Here is a 17,763-nt window from a genome sequence, read left to right on the forward strand (position 1 = left end):
ATCAGATACTAGAGCAGAAATTTAGGTTAATTTCTGCTCCCAAACTCAAGAATCTGTTTGGCTTTAGTTGCAAGCGGCACTGACATTTGCAAACAGAATATTTTGGGCAATGAATAACACTAAAGTTATAAAGAATATTCCTACTGGCTGCTGAACCATCTGTGTTACTTCTTGCCCGTCACCTAATGCATTGGCGACCTTCACTCCTGATGACACGAAATAAATGAATAGCATCACTGTTATCGCTGCGTTTATCACTCCTGGTAAGCCATTTATTAGTGCATTTCCTTGAGCCGATGCTCCACCAAACATACATGTCATTGCTATTTGTGCTGGGTTAAACAAACCAAATGCTTCTGCTGGTATTGTTTGACTCGCAACAATCAAAGTTGTACCAACCGCATATATCTGATGTCGGTACTTATTTCCTACCTTACCGATAAACTTGGCAAGCAGATGATTTTTGGTTTTAGCTCTTTGCCGTGAACTACGTTCCTTTGTATTACTTACCAAAACAATCGCTCCTTTGTTTTTCATAAATAGTCAGATAAGTCTAATTGTGTCACCTCAAAACTTAAGAGAAGAATACATTCGTCAGAATCAAGAGTATGGCGATTCATGTCCTTGGTTCCATAATTTATCCCTTCATCCAGAGAATAACTTTTGACATTACGCATCTATAAGCGCTACTTAATATTAACGATTGCCAAAAGATAGCAATGCCAAATTGCAACACTAAAGCAGAATTTGTTTGAGATAAATATTCACCATATTTATTTTATTTCTACTGTTAGTGACTGCATCATACTATCACATCAAAGAAAGCTTGAGACAAACTTAACAAGCTTTTTTGTGAACTTTTTTCACAGAATGTAAGACAGAATTCAAAGATTATCGTCCTACTTTATTCAGTTATTCATTGATGAGCTTACTCAATAATTAATTTCTCTCTCTCTAATCAGCCTTTTGATTGTGGTTGATAGACTTGTACCCCAATCAGAGGCGATTTTCTCTAATCTTTCACGTTCAAACTCATCTAGATAAACTGGTAGAGAAGCTTTTTTCTTTTTGGAATTCTTCATAGATAACTTGTCTCTTACTTTTGAAATATTATGCTTATTTATCGATTTTTAAGCTAAATATTCTGACTTATATAATGTTTTTATGATATTATTACAATATTACTTTATTCTCAGGTTATGCGATTACACCCATACTTGTAGGAGCATATTAGAACGGGAGTCAAATTATGCGTTCCAAGTCAAATAAACATAATTCTGCCAGTGTTACACTTCGCGTAGAACCAAAATATGTGAGTGATTTAAAGCTCTATTCACAGGTGGTTGGAAGAAATCAGTCTGAGATTCTGCGGGAATTACTTATATCTGCCCTCAACTCCATCCCTGAACATCAAAGAAGAGCTATGGAAATTATTGCTCAGTGCAGAACCTCTAACTGATTGCCAATTCTCACTTGTAGCTCTACTACAACCCTCCTAAGAAAGTGAGGGTTTTATTATTAGTAAGCGGATGCAATTGATTTCTGCGTTCGTTGATACGTATTTGAGGCTCGACGATACTGAGAAACAGGTCTTTCAAGTGTTGTTCCAGGTTGCCAACAGTGGGGACAAAATTTCATCACATCTGTGACGCTCATCAACAGAATCAGAGATCCTGAAACAAACCACTTACAATGTCTACACTTTTGCATTTTTTTTACAAAACTTTGCATACCTCCCCCGTTCCTGTTGGTGAATTCAAAATTCAATCAGGCGATCGCTATAAACCGGAGGTGAAAAGTTGTTTGAACCCGTGTATTCCTCTTCTGAGTTCTCTAACGAGCGATCGGCGTTGAGGCAGACTCCACAAACTGTTTTCCACAATCCTTGCAGCGATAGCACTGCTTTCCCCGACGATGCCCGTTTTTGGACAACTGTTGCGATTGACAATGGGGGCATACCATTACTTTCATTACATGGCTCAACTGATTGTTCCCTATATATGGCTCTAAATATGACACCATCAAATCCTCAATTTGCTGCGTTAAGCGTTGGCGGTGATCCCAATCGCGACTGCGAAGTGCCGCCAATATAACCGCATTGCTACCATGCACACACACTTCTGCAAGCAAGTTACACTGTTCATCGGGGAGGGCAGGATTTCGCTGCTGCAAGATATTTGCCATGAAATTGATCGCCTCCTGAGTCATGCTGTCATCGATGGTCTGGAAAATCTCCCGTGCCAAATAAAATTGCACAAACACCACCCGCGATACCGGCTGAGATAACATTTCTGCGATCGCTGTTACCAAAGCATGAATCATCTGACGCAGTGGTAACTCAACGATTTCAGATGCTATTGCCTGGGCATATAATGACTTCACCCGCTCCGTATGGCGTAACTCCATCGCCTTGAAAATAGCGGCTTTATCAGGAAAGAATTGATAGAGAGAGCCGATCGCAGTCCCTGCTTTAGCTGCAATCAGATGAGTGGTGGCGGCTTCATAGCCCACTTCATCGAATACCGCCGCCGCCGCATTCAAAATTTTTTCGACGCGTTCTTTGCCACGCTGTTGTTTGGGTTGGCGACGCAGGTTGCTGAACAACGGAGTGCTTGACGAACATGAATGTTCTGTCATATTTTAGAAACACGACGGATTTCTCACAATTTTATCTCTAAAGGAGAACACCATGCGAACTGACTTGTCAGCGCCATCGCTGCTGACTGGTGCGCCCTGGTTGTTGGCACACAAGTCGATGCTAACTGTGAATCAGCCTCGAAAAATTTCCTTGTACGGTGTTGATTATGTCATCTGGAAAGATGCTACTGGAGCAATCCAAGCGCTACCTAATGCTTGTCCCCACATGGGAGCCATGCTATCAGAAGGCTGGTGTGAAGTTCAAAATGATCGCACAAGTACAGTCGTTTGTCCGTTCCATGCCTTGCCATTTGATGCATCTGGCTGCACCGTTTTACCTGGTTCAGGGAAGAAAACCCTGCCTCAATTGCAGCCTTTAGAACTGATGATTCAAGGTGACTTCATCTGGTCTTATGGGGGATATGAAGCGAAGATTCCCATTCCTACAGTGCTGAATGAGATTGCAAATCAGTACTCTTTTATCGGGCATACTGCCGATCGCAGCGTTAAAACTGATTTGTTGACTATGCTGCTAAATATGCATGATTACAATCATCAAAATGGCACTCATCGGGACTTGTTTCGCATTATTGATATTGAGTTTCATCAGTTTATTGATGATGGGCATCATTCCCAGGCTTTTTATGACATGCCCACCGCGCCCTACAGTCTGGCAGAAAAACTGAGACAGCCAGATTTATTTTTATTGCCCACCACGATTAAGGCGCATCTGGAAAATTATTTCCCGTCCCTGGTGATTTTTCACGGTGAGATGCCCTTGGGTAAAGCTGCACAGTGTCATATCTTTGTGCCAGAAGCCGAGAATCGCACCCGAACTTATATTTTGCTGTTCGGTCTAGCCTTGCATCCCCTTTTTCAGGTGTTCGGCAGTACCTATCTCAAATTTGGTAAGGTTGTCGTGGATCAGGATGCCGATATTCTCGGCAAAATTTATCCAGACACTCCACAGAAAATTAAACTCAACAATGAAGTGGGCATGGATTGGGTGCGACGTAATTTTGAGAGTTTTCCAAATGTCGTGGAACCCAATCTTTCCCGATAGACGTTTTTCCCGCATAGCTTCCCATGCCTCAAGAGCTTATCCGAACTGTATTGCCTGACCTTCTGACCTCAGCATAGCCGTTTAAATTGTATTTTTTAATTCTTTTTTTGCGTAAGTATTATGAGCGTAGGCATCACTGTTTGGGAAAACTTTCTGCATTCTATTCATCTAGGTAAACAGACCAAATGAACGCTACACCAGATTTTTTACTTACCTAGACAAATATCATGATGTAGCACGAGCGATGTTCGAGCGATGTTAAAGTTGCATTTTAACTGTGTAATTTAGAACATCATAAACTAACTCGCAATCAGCTAAAGTTCCTTCGGCCATCAGGGAGCATCTTGGCGTTCACCCTGAAAATTGATTCAGGACAAGTTCGGAATCAATTGCAGAACAGTTTGAGTTTTTGGCACGCAAGTTTTACCCATTTATTGAAGAATTTTTTATAAGCAATCACACCACTCTCAAAAATAAACTAAAAATGACTCTATAGTTTTATGGCGTGATAGCGATTAAAAAACGGGCTATTCCGATAAGCTTGATTTGGCATGAAAGCAACAGAAGCAGGGAAGAATTTTGTACAAGTTTCTTAAAATAAGCACCTTTGCCCATTTTCTTTAACCAAAACCTACACCTGTAATATTTGTATACTCAAATGCTAGAGTATACTCTTTGACCTAATACATCACTTATTAACTATAAAGTCATTATTAGTTTATTTTTTTTCACCTATTTTAGGTTTTTCTTTTAGAGGTGTATTTTTAGGGGGAACCACAAAAAAAAGATCCCAGCCTGCATCGAAGAAAGGTAGTGTCTAGGTAAACTGAAACGAAAAGTGATTGAGTCAGCGCATCATGTAAAGGTGATTATTGCTTGATTGCACGAGCGATGACGTATCACTATAAAGTGGGCGGTTACGCCATCACCCAATATGGCATTATTCGCCGTAAGGAATATGCAACAATTGAACGGCTTGGCGCTTATATTCCTCAGAACGCAAATCGTATTTCTGCGTGGTTGCTGGGTCGGCGTGTCCTGCCAGTCGGCTCACCGTCAAAACATCAACACCAGCAGTCAACAAACTAGTAATAAACGTGCGTCGAAAATCATGTGGACTGAAAGAAGCTACTTCGGCACTTAAGGCCCGTTTGCGGAGAATTGTCATCACAGCTTGGTCAGTCATTCGCCCAATCTGAACATGACCACCTCGCCGTACAGGACAAATTAATGCTCCAGGCGCATTACTTCTCTCAAATAGCCAATCATTCAAAGCTGCCACTGCCCCATCCGGCAAATACACTGTCCGAGACTTTCCCCCTTTGCCCTTGCGTACAAGCAAAGAACTATATTCATTTTGGTAATCTTTTGTGTCTAATGCTACTAACTCCGACCGACGTAACCCAGAGCCACTCAGAATCGCAATCAGTGCGGCATCTCTTACACCAATTAAAGTCTGGTCGTTTTTGCAATTACTCAAAAGCGCGGCAATTTCACTTGGTTTTAACAACCGTCCCCTTAAAGGTGAATCCCCCTTTACACGCTTGAGATCCACTGCTGTTGCATAATCATCGGCGCTGATTAACCCCAACCGCTGTGCTTCTTTCAGCACCCGCCGTAAAGCACAAAGCATCCGATTTACAGTCGCCGGAGAGTACTGTTCCATCAACACTGAGCGAATTGCTGCTGTGTGCTGGTAACGCAACTTCGACCAATCCAAAGACAATGCATCACTCTCAACCGAAGCCGTTAGCATTCGGGCGATGACATTTAGTGCTTTTTCCATCGTTCGCCGGGAAGAAGATGTCAGGCTAGACAAATAGACCGCGGCTGGGTGAAGTGTTAACGGCGGCGGCGTTGCCAACACTAAGTTAAGAAGCGGTGTCGTTTCAGAAGCCATGACGAAAAAGCACTACACCTGCCCTTTTTTGAGTCAAGCGTCTTTCTAAATCATTATTCTCTCACCAATCCACTGCAATTTCCTAAATAGCTCTTGTAAGCATATAAAAAAGTTCAACAATTCTAGTCTCTCAAAGCATTGATTTAGAGTGGTTGGGTGCAAGTCCCGTAAAAATAAGTTGAACAATTTTGGGCTGGAAAAGGGATTACTACACCACTTTTTCAACACAGAGACACCAAACTCAAATAAAAAAGTTGAACAATTAGGAGAGTGATGCTAACCGAATGTGGGCGCGATCAGCTACGCCCCGCCTTAAGAGCGATGGCGATCGCTCTAGTAATAACGTAGCGTGGGCGCGGCGTACAGGCTCTTTCAAGCGATTTATGGACGGATGCTTGGAGCGGGGTAAAGCACCTAACAGAAATTGTTGAACTTTATTATTCCTCTACAGCTCTACCGTCAGCGATCGCTTTGAGTCAAAAAATAGGTTTGGTAAATTCTAGTTTCCATAACCTATTTTTTCGATTCCTGAAGCAAACATTGGCAGTGTAAGGATTTGGGGTTTTTGTTATCAAGCAGAGGGTAAACGCACGAATAAGAGGTTTTCATGGTTAAGTTACCCGTCCACAGGCAACACATCTTCACTTAGCAAGGCGTAAAATTCCGGGATTTGAGCCTCGACAAGTCGCAATTCACTCGCGGCGATCGCCTCAAGTTCCAGTACCGTCTCCCAGCGCAAATCCTCAACCCATCGCTTGAGAATGCCTTTAATCGCGTCCACCCCCTGCTTAATACCAGAGCGAAGTATTTCTACGCAGTGGAGTAGCGTAACGCGATCAGTGAAGAGAGCAGAGGGGCAGGGGGGCAGGGGGGCAGAGGGGAAAGAACTTGTACAAATTTCTTCTTTGTTCCTCAACTCCTCAACTCCTCTGCTCCTCTGCTCCTCCGCTCCCCTGCTCTCATCTGTAGTATCCTCCCCTTGGCAATGGGAGTTCCCTATAGCATCAGGGGGGGGTGTGGATACGGGCTGCTGATTAGGGCTTACACTATACGCAGCAGGGGTTTGAGCAGCGTAATAGGTTCGATTTTCTTTTTGATTACGCTTTTCCACGCGATGAGCAATCACCTGGAGAGCAAATTCTAATTCCTCTTTAGATAAAGAGAAAAGTTTCACCTGTTGACCCCGTTTACCTTGCTTGCGGAAAGTCAGCTTTAGCCCCAGCTGTTCTATAAGAGTGCCTAGCAACCAAATAGGTTTACAGTCCAGGGGAATAGTAAACCCAAGAATTGCTTTGACGTGAGCAGCACAATGTATAGCGATCTCCGTCATCTTGAGCAAAGTGGGGTCATCGGCGGTAACTTCATCACCCTTCATTAAAGAAGTGAGAATTTGATGCAGCCCCAGGTTAAACCGTGCAAGCCACCGTGCAGAATAATTGCCCCAGTCGATGCACAAAGGTAGATTGTCGCGTTCGGCGCGGTCTTTTTGGGTGACAATTGTTGGTGGGGTAGGATAAGTTTGCCCAGTTGTGGGGTCCGTAAACGATTCTTCGGGCGGGGCTAAAATGGCCTCAAGTCCAGCAATTGCCCTAATTAAGCGACCACCTTTATCCATTTCTACGAGCGATTCGGTTACTTCAATGCCGTAGGAATCAGAAATGCGGAACTTTTCACATTCAAAAATTTCGCTAGGGTCAAGGTAATCTTTGCTCTGACGGGCACGGTACTCACTAGCTGTAATATTCTTGGCCTTGGCAACAGCCGAATTGTGGGCACTATCCAAAGCTTGTGCTGCTGCTTTAAGACTTTCAAGAGATTGAGGATCTGAATCACTGCCCACATATATAAATGTATTGCCCATTTCAGTGAGGAGCGATCGCAAATCATCACGCAGATTATTTAGAGAATAGTGGCGGTTAGCCATAATTTGGCAGTAAGCCTCAAGCGCCCAATCTTTCTCGGCTCCGCGTTTGCCTGTTTGACGGTCAATCCGCAACAGAAAAGCAGTCATTTCATTGGTTTGGAGCAAGCGCTCTTTAATCTTGGTAGCATTGGTATCCTTGTAACCAAAGGGAGGACGCGGGGCCACCCAAATATGAAACGGGACTTTTGGACGATAACGGTAAAGCTGTTGGGCGCATTCAGTAGCAGTTTGGGAAACGCCGTGAAACACACCAAATACTAAGTCAAAATGATACTGGGAAATATCGACACCAGTACCGAGACTGGGAGAGGCGAACAAGGCATCAAAGTTTTTGACGGCGTTGGTGATATCTTTGATGAAAGCAACATTTTCATCACTGCCAGAATTATCGGAATGAACCGACCAGATACGCCATGAAGCCCTACGGACTGGGCAAGGGGTAAGGGGTAAGGGGGAAAGGGAGGAGGAATCTGTTAATTCTTCCTTTACCCCTTCCCCTTTACCATGCACCCCTTCTCCTGCCTTTTCGTATTTGATAGTAAAGGATTTGTCGAGTTTTTTGATGAAACGCTTACTGTCGCTGGCAACCATAACTTTTTCTCCAAGCATCAGCGCTGCCGAGATTTGGGCGACTATGGCGCTCTCATTATCCCCCTCGTACCAATAAATTGTGCGTGAACCGTTTCGCCACTCGTTTTTAATGATGTAAGGTACTTCACCTTTTGGTCGCATTGCAAGAAAGAAGTTTACCGTTAAATCGTCCATGTGTGCATCAGCAATGACGACCAGTGGCGCGTTATATACTATATATTCCAGTACTTCAAGTATTGCTGCACGGTGCTGTTTGCAAGTATTACTGTGTAGTAGGTGGGTGAGGTATTGGCAGGCTTCATCTATAAATATGCAGCCGTAAGTGAGAGACTGAGTATTCAGCTTATGCAGGCTGTCAATAGTAATACTAAGGGCTGGGGCCTGGGCTAAACCTGTGTAACCCAAGTCGGAGTACATGGCAGTTTTGAGTCGTTCGGCAAGATTTTTCAGCAAGTTAACCCGATGTCCATTGTTGAGGAACCGTGCGTTAGGATTTTGGTCACGCCACCAGCGCATAAGTTCAGTTTTCCCTGTACCCATGTCGCTCCAGAGTACGACCAGTCCTGATTTTGGGAAATTGAAGCTAGGGGATTTCTTCGATTTGTCTGAATCAACTCCGCCAGAATCCGTAGACTCCTTGTTTGGAGGATGTCCTTTTATAGATGGCGTGAAAAGTTGTTCCTTTTCAAGTTCATAAAGCTCAGGCACTGTCAAGCATTTTTCTTCAAGGTCAGGAATGCACAAAGCCTCAGAGAGATACTTGACATTAACAGTGACATCTGGTTTGTACTTACTTAGTCCCCATTTTTTCGCCCGATACGAGCGCTGGTAATCGGCAAGTGATTTGGCATCGTCTACTAGAGCAGTCAGTAGAGCATCAGCATTTTCACCGCGACCAACCACAAAATCATCAACGCCTTTTTCTGGCCCCGGCAGTAATGCAACTTCACATAAGCAACCTGCCGATTCGATTGCCTTTGCAGTGCGGACAGTGGCTTGAAACACCGACCACCTGGTTTTAGAAGAAGTTTCGTGGTCAAAAAGAATTATGAACTTGCGTCCCGGTTGTGCCAAGGGCATTAAATCTGGATGCAACCGTTCATCAAAATCCTGTTTGCCCACGCGCCCGTTCCAAATTCCCGGAAGTGCGATCGCTACAAACCCCAAAGAGAGCAAGCAAGCGGCTTTCTTCTCTCCTTCGCATAAGATAATCGGAATCTCTGGATGCTGCTTTATCCACTCCCAAAATATTAATGGATTGAGTTGATCCAGCAAGCGCAGCGCTAAAAGTGAATGATAGCGCTTAATTAAATAACGCTTTGCAACTTTGTCCCAGATAGGGTTAGCGACATCGAAGTAGGTAACACGGTTGGGGGTTTTGGGGGGTGACTCGTACTTAACTGCCTTGCCTTTTTGCCAATCAATGCGCGGGAAGTTAGGCTTAATTCTTCCCCACTCCATCGGTTGCCAGTTTTTGAATGGGTCAAGTGACTGAATCCATGTCCCACCTAGTAATAGATGTTGATACATTTTTATGTATCCATCTGTTACCCGACCCGCATTCTTACGTGGGATTTTATCAGATATGAACAGGAAATCATAAACTGATTCTCCCTCAATGTGGAAAAAGTTGCGCTTAATTAACGCCGGATGAATGGCGCTACCAGCTAACAACTCATGGTATTCCGCAGCCGTGAGATTGTTTGGATATTCAGTTGTCGCTGCATTCATCGGTTCTCTCCAAGGAATTTTTTGGATAGAACTCTTTCAAGCTGCGAAACCCTTACTCTAGCCTCGATATTCCGAAAATTTACCTTCGTCACAGCACAAAATTGCCATGCGAAAGCTGCACTCGACCCCATGCGCTCTAACACTGCGCTCTTGGGGCGTTCTCTGTTTGTCATGATATTTTCCCCTGATAACTCGGTTTACAAGTTCAGAGGGGGTTGCATCAGTTATCAGTTATCTAATCTTGGACTCTACTCCCAACTGATAACTGGTAACTATTATTCGCGCTACTACTGCTTTTAACTACAAAATTCGGGATATTTCTTAACCAAACTTAACTTTACCTAAAATTTATGAATTTCGACAGCAAAAACACACCGCAGGGAATGGACTTTCCAGGCGGCAGACCCTATAATGGATCTGGTAGCGCGGTAAAAACTCTCGGACAATTTAGTAGTCGCACCAGTGGCCAAACTTTAGCGACAACTTCTTTTGTTCCTTCGAGATCAAACCCGCTCTAGATCAATATGAAATTTGCAATACGTAGAAAGCGCGACTCCTTAGTGGCGCTTTCTGCATTAAACAGTCGTACTGTTGTATCTTCACCTCCATGCCTCCTTTCAATTAGCTTGATTTTACAGAAGTTTTGGTCGTCTTACTCGGTCGAGGTAAGAGCTTTCATTCAAATGTATTCGCAGAAGATATTTGGTTTAGGTTAAGATACCTAAACACAAGCTTTTCAAAACAAACCCATTGAATTAATCAGTGATCAAAAATACCCGCAGGCGGTGTTCCTTGGTTGACGTTGGTCAACTTCTTTCACACTTTTATGCTCAAGCTAGACCGGATAATGTACTAGAGATGCGTTAAATCTCCCTATTAAGATGTAGCATTTAAATCAATATAGCCTAGAAAGGTAATTTGAGAACCTAGCTTCAGTTAATAATTGTGAATTTTGTAGATATTTTAAGTACTAAGGAGTAAAATGTAACTTCATGTATACCTACTTACGTAAGGAAAAGTCGGCATGAATTCAAGCCAAGTTTTAGACGTAAAAAGAGTATTAGCTGTATTAGAAGAACAAGTGTTTCAATCTACGGGAAGGTATTTAACAGAAGTAGAAAAAGTTCTTATTAAGGGAGTTTGGGATAGTAAAGATTATAAAGAGATGGCAAGTGATTCGGGGTATAACGCATACTATTTGCAGCAGAAAGTAGCTCCACCACTATGGAGTATGCTTTCAGTAATTATTGGTGATGGAGTGAAAGTAACAAAAATATCTTTGAAATCTATTTTGCTTAAGCTAGCAAAGAGCGATTATCGGAAGGAAGAGGCATCCAGATTGGATAACGATAGTTTCGTTGGCAATATTAGAATTTATGGGGAACTACCTAAAATAAAATCTTTTTATGGACGAAAGGATGAAATTAACTATTTTAAGAAACAAATTACTCTATTTAAAGAACGCTGTATAGTTTTTACTGGAGTTGGAGGAATAGGAAAAACTTTATTAGCCTCTAGATTGGTTGAAGAAATAACTTTTGATTCTTTAAGTAGTATATATGAATGTATAATCTGGAAAACAATTAATCATTCTTTGTCAATTGATGAGTTAGTCATTGATTTAAATAAAATTTTTCAAGTAGACATAGAAGCAAGTGAAAACTCTTTTATAGATAGCATATCTTTACTATCAAAACAGCTTCACTTACATCGTTGTCTACTAGTAATTGATGGATTTGAAAAGCTATTGTTAGCCGATGATTTTGGAAAAAGATTACAATATGAAAAATTCCTTTTAAAACTTACAGAAGGGAAGCATGAAAGCTGCATTATTATAACAAGTCAGTTGCCTTTAAAAGAATTTGCTTCTGTGACTACAAAACTACCTATTCGCTCTTTCAAATTAGAAGGTTTAGATGTAAACGCGGGAATGCAAATATTACAAGAAAAAGGTTTAACTGGAAAGGAATGTAAGCGATTAATTGAAAATTATTCTGGGAATCCATCAAGTTTAGAAGCGTTGGCTGATAGAATTAATCGTTTTTTTGAGGGGAGTGTGAAAACATTTTTTAGATATCAAACTACTATGATTGATCCTCAACTTGAAACAATGCTACATCAGCAATTTGGACAAGTTGGACTTTTAAGTAATCTTCAAAGGCAAATAATGATTTATTTGGCAGAAGAAATGTCAGAAAACTCGACTTCTATTCAATTCTCTAAACTCATTGATAATTTAAAAGAGCGAGTAGATTTCAAGTTGTCAGTTTTTGAACTAATAACAGCAATAGAAGTTTTAGAACAACGCTCGTTAATTGAAATTGCTGGTAAATCAAACAAACGAGAAGCTAGTTATAGTTTACAAGCATCTATTAAGAAGTATATTTTAGTTGATCCATTGGGATTAGTGCATAAAATACCAGATACAATACAAACAAGGGAAGTTACCTTGTGGGCTACTGCATAAATCCTCTTTGTACCCAACGTTATAATCCTGATAGCGCTGAAAATTGTTTAGCATGTGGAAATCCATTGATAATAAACGGGCGTATTCGTTTGCTACGCCCGTTGCGTTCTTTGGAGCAAAATCCATATACTTACACAGATGTCTTTGAAATTGAGGATATTGGCACAGAAGAACATCCTCAGCCTCAAATAAGAGTAATGAAAGTATTAAGATGGATTGATGATTCTAAGTTAGTTGAGCTACTTAAAAGAGAATCACTCATATTACAAATCTTAGACCATCCTGGAATTCCCAAGTCTAATAGGGAAGATTATTTCACATTTAGGCTGAATGATAATCTTCTAGAACTACATTGTCTAGTTATGCATAAGTTTGAAGGAGAGAATTTAACTCAGTGGGTACAATCTTATGGACGAATTAGCCAAGAAATGGCTTATGAATGGTTATTGCAGTTGATGGAGATTCTTGATTTAGTTCATCGGTCTGGTTTCTTCCACAGAGATATCAAACCAGAAAACATTGTTCATCAACCCGACGGGAATTTAGCACTTGTTGATTTTGGTGGAGCAAGACAGCTTAGTAGAACCTACTTTGCCAAAGTCAGTACCAGTGGAGGAACTACTACAGGATTCGGTAATGGTTACGAAATAACTGCTGTTAGGACAGCTTGTTACTCTCCCTTAGAGCAAATTCATGGACAAGCCGTACCACAGTCAGACTTTTACGCTTTAGGTAGAACTTTTGTTTACTTAGTCACAGGTATTTCTTTAATTGAAATCAAAATGGACGAGCAGACAGGAAGACTAATTTGGAGAGATAAAGCACTTCACATAGATAAATTTCTGGCTGATTTACTTGATGATATGATGGCTCCTTTTGTTGGGCAGCGCCCACAAAGTACTCAAATAATAATACAGCGTTTGGAGCGCTTACCTAATCAATCAAAGTTTAATCGAGTAATTAAATCAAAGCCGTTTCAACTGAGTGTGTTTGTATTAGGTTTACTAAGTATTGTTGGTTTGATATATGCATCCCTACCTCTAGTAGCAAAATATTATTTAGATTCCGGTAAAAAAGCTTATAAAGAAAATCAAATTGACCAAGCTGAGAACGATTTTCAAAAAGCAGTATATTTGAATACTAGCTTAAAATACACAGTAGCAGATTATTTTTTAAATCAAGGTAAAGAAGCTTATAAAGAAAATAGGATTGCTGATGCTGAAAAAGACTTTCAAAGAGCAATAAAGTATGGACATAATTTAAATAATTCAGTCTCAATTTTTTACTTTGAGAAGGGTTTACAGCATCAAAATAACCCTAAGATTGCTAGAAAAAATTACGAGCTAGCTATAAAGTACAACCCGAAAGACGATACTGCGTATAATAATTTAGCAATTGCGTGTCAGCAGTTATATGACTATAATTGTGTTAACAAAACTTACGAAATAATTTTTAAGTTAAAACCTAATAAATGGGAATCACATTACGGATTAGGTGATTTTTATGATGGACAGGGAGAATATGATTTAGCAGAAAAGCAATATGAAATTGCTATTAGAAGTAGCGATCAAGCTATATTTGCTGTTGCGGCTTTAGCAAGATTGAAAAATAAAAAAGGGGATCATAGAGCAGCAGCTACTTTAGCTTTAAAAGGTTTGCAGAAGACTAACAATCGGGAATTACAAGCATCGCTGTATAAAGATTTAGGATGGGCAAGGTTAATGGAAAATAAGTTAACTGAAGCCGAAAGATATCTAGAAAAAGCAACAAAGTTAGATAGCGAAAGAACAGATGCATATTGTTTGCTATCTCAAATAGAAGAATCATTAGGTCAACTTAATTACGCCAGAGCTTATATAGATGCTTGTATCTTGACTAAATCTAGTCTACCAGAGGTGTTTCGCTGGAGACAAGAACTGCTAGATCGGATACTTGATAAATGATAAGATGCTCAAACAAATTATGTTTGTAAAACAATGAAAAAGCTGATGTCTTTTGGAGGAATGTGCTGTTTAACTTCTCTAATACTAATTCATCTACCATTGCTAGCAAATGTACCGCTCATAAGAGTAAGAAGAAATCAGGTTCATTGTGATCCACAAATGGGAAGGATAATAAGTAAGGGTCACAAGCACTTGTCAGCAGGGAGCTTAATTTGTAAGGGAGATACGATCGAAGTTGTGAATGGTGATTATGTAGAATTTTTATGCTTTAGTTCTGGAAACATTTTAAATTTATCTAGTGGAACTATTCCTCTTGATAAATGTGCAGAACCTGACGAAGCCTTATCCACTTGCAATCCAACCAATACTAATGCGTGTCACATACGAAAAGGTGGCACAGAAGGGAGCGATGAGCCAACAATCATTTCTCCTTATAGCACATCAACATTGAATTCCCGTCCAGAAATAACTTGGACTGCTGTTAAGGGTGCTACTTCTTACAAAGTCAAAGTAAAAAGTTACGAATTTGGATGGGAAAAAGTTGTAAATCAAACTCGGCTTGCCTACCCAAGTGATGAAAAAGAATTTCAACCGGGTACTCCATATACAATAGATGTCTTTGCATATATTGATGGTCAAGCTTTTAGCTATGATGAAACGTTTGTGGACGTATTGTCTGTAGCTTCTCAAGAACAAATTGCACAAAAGATTAAACGCATCAAAGACTTAGGGCTACCTCCAGATGAAACTATTCTTGACGTAGATGCTATTTATACGGCAGAAAATCTTTTAAATGAAACAATTGAGATGTTAAAAATGGCAACAGCAACTAATAGCCAAAATCCGACTCTTTACAGAGTACTGGGCGATCGCTATCTGAAGGCCAAGTTGCCAAAGGAGGCGAAATCCGAATACATCAAGGCATCTGAGTTAGCGAAAAGCAGCAATAATTCCAAAGAGTTCCAAAAAGCCCAATCAGGGCTACAAGTAGTGGAATTTTACAACCAGCTTCCAACCAGGAGGAACCCACCCCAATAATAAGCCTTCTTATATTTAGGATTTGACAGTAAACTTAATTGCGCCTGACGTAGTGCTTCTGCTTTTGGCAAGCCATTGTTCAAACCTTTATAAAATTCTTGCATAAGCAAAGCGGTAGAATCGGCATCCACGCGCCACAAAGTAGCAACAGTACTACGCGCTCCAGCTTGTGCAGCCATTCCTGCAATACCCATTGCTGACTGCTTGTTGCCTTTAGCTGTTTCGCAGGCGCTGAGAACAAGTAACTCAATTGCATCTTGACTATTTTCAGTTTTACCTCTGATTAAGCTGTCAAAGTCCCTAATATTAATTAGCTTGTCATAGGCTACTAGTACTGTTTTGAGTGGGTCAGAACTAAATTGACCGTGGGTAGTAATATGTACAATAGGAAAATTATTTTGAGTTAGTTCTTCTTTAAACCTTTTAAGGGTAAACTTCTTGTCTAACAAGGCAACTGACGATTTAGTTTGTTTTTCTACATTTTCTATTTCTTGTTTAGATGGGAGCAAATTCTCCATATTTTTAGGTGCATTTGGATCTATAGAACTGGGGCTTAGTTTTGATAGTCCAGCTATTAAAGCTATCATCTGGTTTTCATGTAAGACTCTAGGTTGTCTAATTCTGGAACCTAAAGTTTCTGCAATACTGTAACGCTCTATTAGATAATGGTTTCCATCATATAACAATGCCATTGGTATGCTTTGGAAAGATTTATCTAAAGTGAATACGAGTGTTCCTGATGGGGGTAGATATGTTTTTATTGGTGCAATTAGCTTTTCATAAATTCCTTGAGAAGAAGTAGTAATGCTACTTTCGCCTACTTCAGAAAAATTTTCATTTTGTAAAGCTTCTAAAAGATGATCTATCTGGAATCGAACTAGTTTAGATTCAATAGAATGGTGGTGAAGTGAGCCATCTGTTGACTGAGCAATTACTTCTATAGTATCCCCGAAATCAATAATGTGAATTACTGTTGGGGCGCTCTTGAGGTTCTGAAGCTGATTCAAAGCAACAAGATCAAGCTTGCCACATCTGAGAAAGTTTTCTAAGCGTGCTATCTGCAATCCTTCATTTATCTCTATTACTCTTTTTAAATCAGGATTAGGTGATGTTAAGAGTAATCGCATATAATTACGATATGTCGGCTCCATTTCTGACTGAAAAGAGAACTGCAAATCTCCGTTAGTTGACAAAAGACTATCACGCACTTCAGTCATGTTTGCGATCGCAGCATTATAGTTCTGAATCGCTAACTCAGTTTTTCCCTGCTTTTGGTAAATTAGTCCTAACTGCTGCTGCCATTCGTAAGCAATATCCGAAGCCCGAATTGATTGAGCGAATCCTAAAGCCTTCGTAAAATATGCCTGTTTTTGTTCTGTTTGAGTTGATAATTTACCCAAAGTACCAAAACTATAGGATAACCATCGGATACTATTAATAGTTTCAGCCATTTTCAATGCTAATTTAGCATATCGAATCGCTACTGATTTCAATTGTTCATCTGGGATCTGGCTGAGGTTATTAGCGAAATTCAACCGAGCATGAATAGATGGCTCAGGTGATAACTCCAAAAAGGCAGAAGAATTGCCATCTATTTGATTTACCAATACTCTAATTTGTTGATTAACTTTCTGATGGAGGTTCGCTTGATTTGGTTGATGACTGAGCCATTTTTCCCAACTGATCAGTAAAGTTAAGTGATTCAACTGAGCTTGCAGTTTAGCTGATTTTGAGATATTTGGGATGTTTTCTAGTGTTTGGTAATACCAGAGTGATTTTTGCGCTTTTTGTGGAATAATGTTAGCAATCTTCTCTCGAAAAAGTGGTTCCTCTATCCAAGAATATTTATCTTGTAATTGCTGATAAATTGTCTGTTCAATATTACCCAGAGACAGATAAATACCACTAATCTTTGATGAAGATACAAGTTTTGCTAGCGTTAACGTTTCTTGTAGAACTATTTCAGATTCATTTAACTGACCCAAAATCCGCAAGACTTCTCCGAGATTCTGTAATCCAAGCAAGTTAACTGATGTTGCTTTCTGCTTACCAATTAATGTCGTGAGTTGCTCTTCTTGAGCAAGAGCAGGTTGCTGCAAAGTCGTGTCGCAAATACCTAGATTTATATTAAAGTTTAAAGCTTCTAAAAGTGTATTGCAAGCTTGTTTGTGTAATCCTAATGCTTGGAAAGCAAGGTTTTGATTAATCAGGCTTTCTGTAATTCCCTCTTGGTCGTTTAGTTGGCGATAAATTTTGGTAGATTCCTGCCAAGTTTTTAAAGCTTCATTCGCCTGATCTAGAGCTAATTGTTCGTGACCTGAAGAAGTCAGTGATGCCGCTTGATTTTTGAGAAATTCTTTTTCTTTTTTTACAGTCTGGGCAGGGGAAGATGATTGAATTAAAATTAGAGACAGCCCTAGAATGCCTGAGAAAAGATATTTAAAGCAACATTGAGGTGAGATCATTTTT

General features: G+C 40.3%; 11 protein-coding genes. 5 read left to right on the forward strand and 6 right to left on the reverse strand.

Features of this window, described 5'->3' with window-relative positions; genetic code table 11:
- Nucleotides 1–63: 63 nt before the first annotated feature.
- The gene (locus tag FD723_RS38520) at nucleotides 64–513 is read right to left on the reverse strand and encodes a hypothetical protein (RefSeq protein ID WP_179070404.1); all 450 of its coding nucleotides are present in this window, start codon (nucleotides 511–513) and stop codon (nucleotides 64–66) included.
- 419 nt (nucleotides 514–932) lie between these two features.
- The gene (locus tag FD723_RS38525) at nucleotides 933–1,082 is read right to left on the reverse strand and encodes a ribbon-helix-helix protein, CopG family (RefSeq protein ID WP_114083956.1); all 150 of its coding nucleotides are present in this window, start codon (nucleotides 1,080–1,082) and stop codon (nucleotides 933–935) included.
- A gap of 167 nt (nucleotides 1,083–1,249) precedes the next feature.
- On the opposite strand from FD723_RS38525, the gene FD723_RS38530 reads away from it, so the two are divergent.
- Nucleotides 1,250–1,459, forward strand: coding sequence for a hypothetical protein (locus FD723_RS38530; protein WP_147262545.1), 210 nt, complete (start codon nucleotides 1,250–1,252; stop codon nucleotides 1,457–1,459).
- Nucleotides 1,460–1,833: 374 nt separating this feature from the next.
- On the opposite strand, the gene FD723_RS38535 is transcribed toward FD723_RS38530, so the two are convergent.
- Nucleotides 1,834–2,637, reverse strand: a complete 804-nt coding sequence (locus tag FD723_RS38535) for a TetR/AcrR family transcriptional regulator (protein ID WP_179070405.1) — start codon at nucleotides 2,635–2,637, stop codon at nucleotides 1,834–1,836.
- Nucleotides 2,638–2,689: 52 nt separating this feature from the next.
- On the opposite strand from FD723_RS38535, the gene FD723_RS38540 reads away from it, so the two are divergent.
- Nucleotides 2,690–3,700 (forward strand): Rieske 2Fe-2S domain-containing protein, encoded by a 1,011-nt coding sequence (locus tag FD723_RS38540; RefSeq protein WP_256875405.1) that lies wholly within the window; start codon nucleotides 2,690–2,692, stop codon nucleotides 3,698–3,700.
- A gap of 940 nt (nucleotides 3,701–4,640) precedes the next feature.
- On the opposite strand, the gene FD723_RS38545 is transcribed toward FD723_RS38540, so the two are convergent.
- Together FD723_RS38545 and FD723_RS38550 are read right to left on the reverse strand one after the other, a co-directional pair.
- Nucleotides 4,641–5,600: a tyrosine-type recombinase/integrase gene (locus FD723_RS38545; RefSeq protein ID WP_179070406.1), complete on the reverse strand. Its 960-nt coding sequence runs from the start codon at nucleotides 5,598–5,600 to the stop codon at nucleotides 4,641–4,643.
- A 616-nt stretch (nucleotides 5,601–6,216) separates the two neighbouring features.
- A complete protein-coding gene (locus FD723_RS38550; RefSeq protein ID WP_179070407.1) occupies nucleotides 6,217–9,846 on the reverse strand; it encodes a plasmid replication protein, CyRepA1 family in 3,630 nt (1,209 codons plus the stop codon).
- 1,024 nt (nucleotides 9,847–10,870) lie between these two features.
- On the opposite strand from FD723_RS38550, the gene FD723_RS38555 reads away from it, so the two are divergent.
- The 3 genes from FD723_RS38555 to FD723_RS38565 all read left to right on the forward strand — a co-directional run bounded on the left by FD723_RS38555 (nucleotide 10,871) and on the right by FD723_RS38565 (nucleotide 15,294).
- A complete protein-coding gene (locus tag FD723_RS38555) occupies nucleotides 10,871–12,313 on the forward strand; it encodes an NB-ARC domain-containing protein (RefSeq protein WP_179070408.1) in 1,443 nt (480 codons plus the stop codon).
- A complete protein-coding gene (locus FD723_RS38560) occupies nucleotides 12,298–14,256 on the forward strand; it encodes a 4-Cys prefix domain-containing protein (protein ID WP_179070409.1) in 1,959 nt (652 codons plus the stop codon). The genes FD723_RS38555 and FD723_RS38560 overlap by 16 nt, the downstream gene beginning before the upstream one ends.
- A gap of 159 nt (nucleotides 14,257–14,415) precedes the next feature.
- Nucleotides 14,416–15,294 carry a hypothetical protein gene (locus FD723_RS38565; RefSeq protein WP_179070410.1) on the forward strand — a complete coding sequence of 293 codons (879 nt, stop codon included), beginning with the start codon at nucleotides 14,416–14,418 and terminating at the stop codon, nucleotides 15,292–15,294.
- Here FD723_RS38565 and FD723_RS38570 read toward each other — a convergent pair.
- Nucleotides 15,255–17,759 (reverse strand): CHAT domain-containing protein, encoded by a 2,505-nt coding sequence (locus FD723_RS38570; protein WP_179070411.1) that lies wholly within the window; start codon nucleotides 17,757–17,759, stop codon nucleotides 15,255–15,257. The genes FD723_RS38565 and FD723_RS38570 overlap by 40 nt on opposite strands.
- Nucleotides 17,760–17,763 lie beyond the last annotated feature (4 nt).

The organism is Nostoc sp. C052 (genome assembly GCF_013393905.1).
GTDB lineage: Bacteria > Cyanobacteriota > Cyanobacteriia > Cyanobacteriales > Nostocaceae > Nostoc.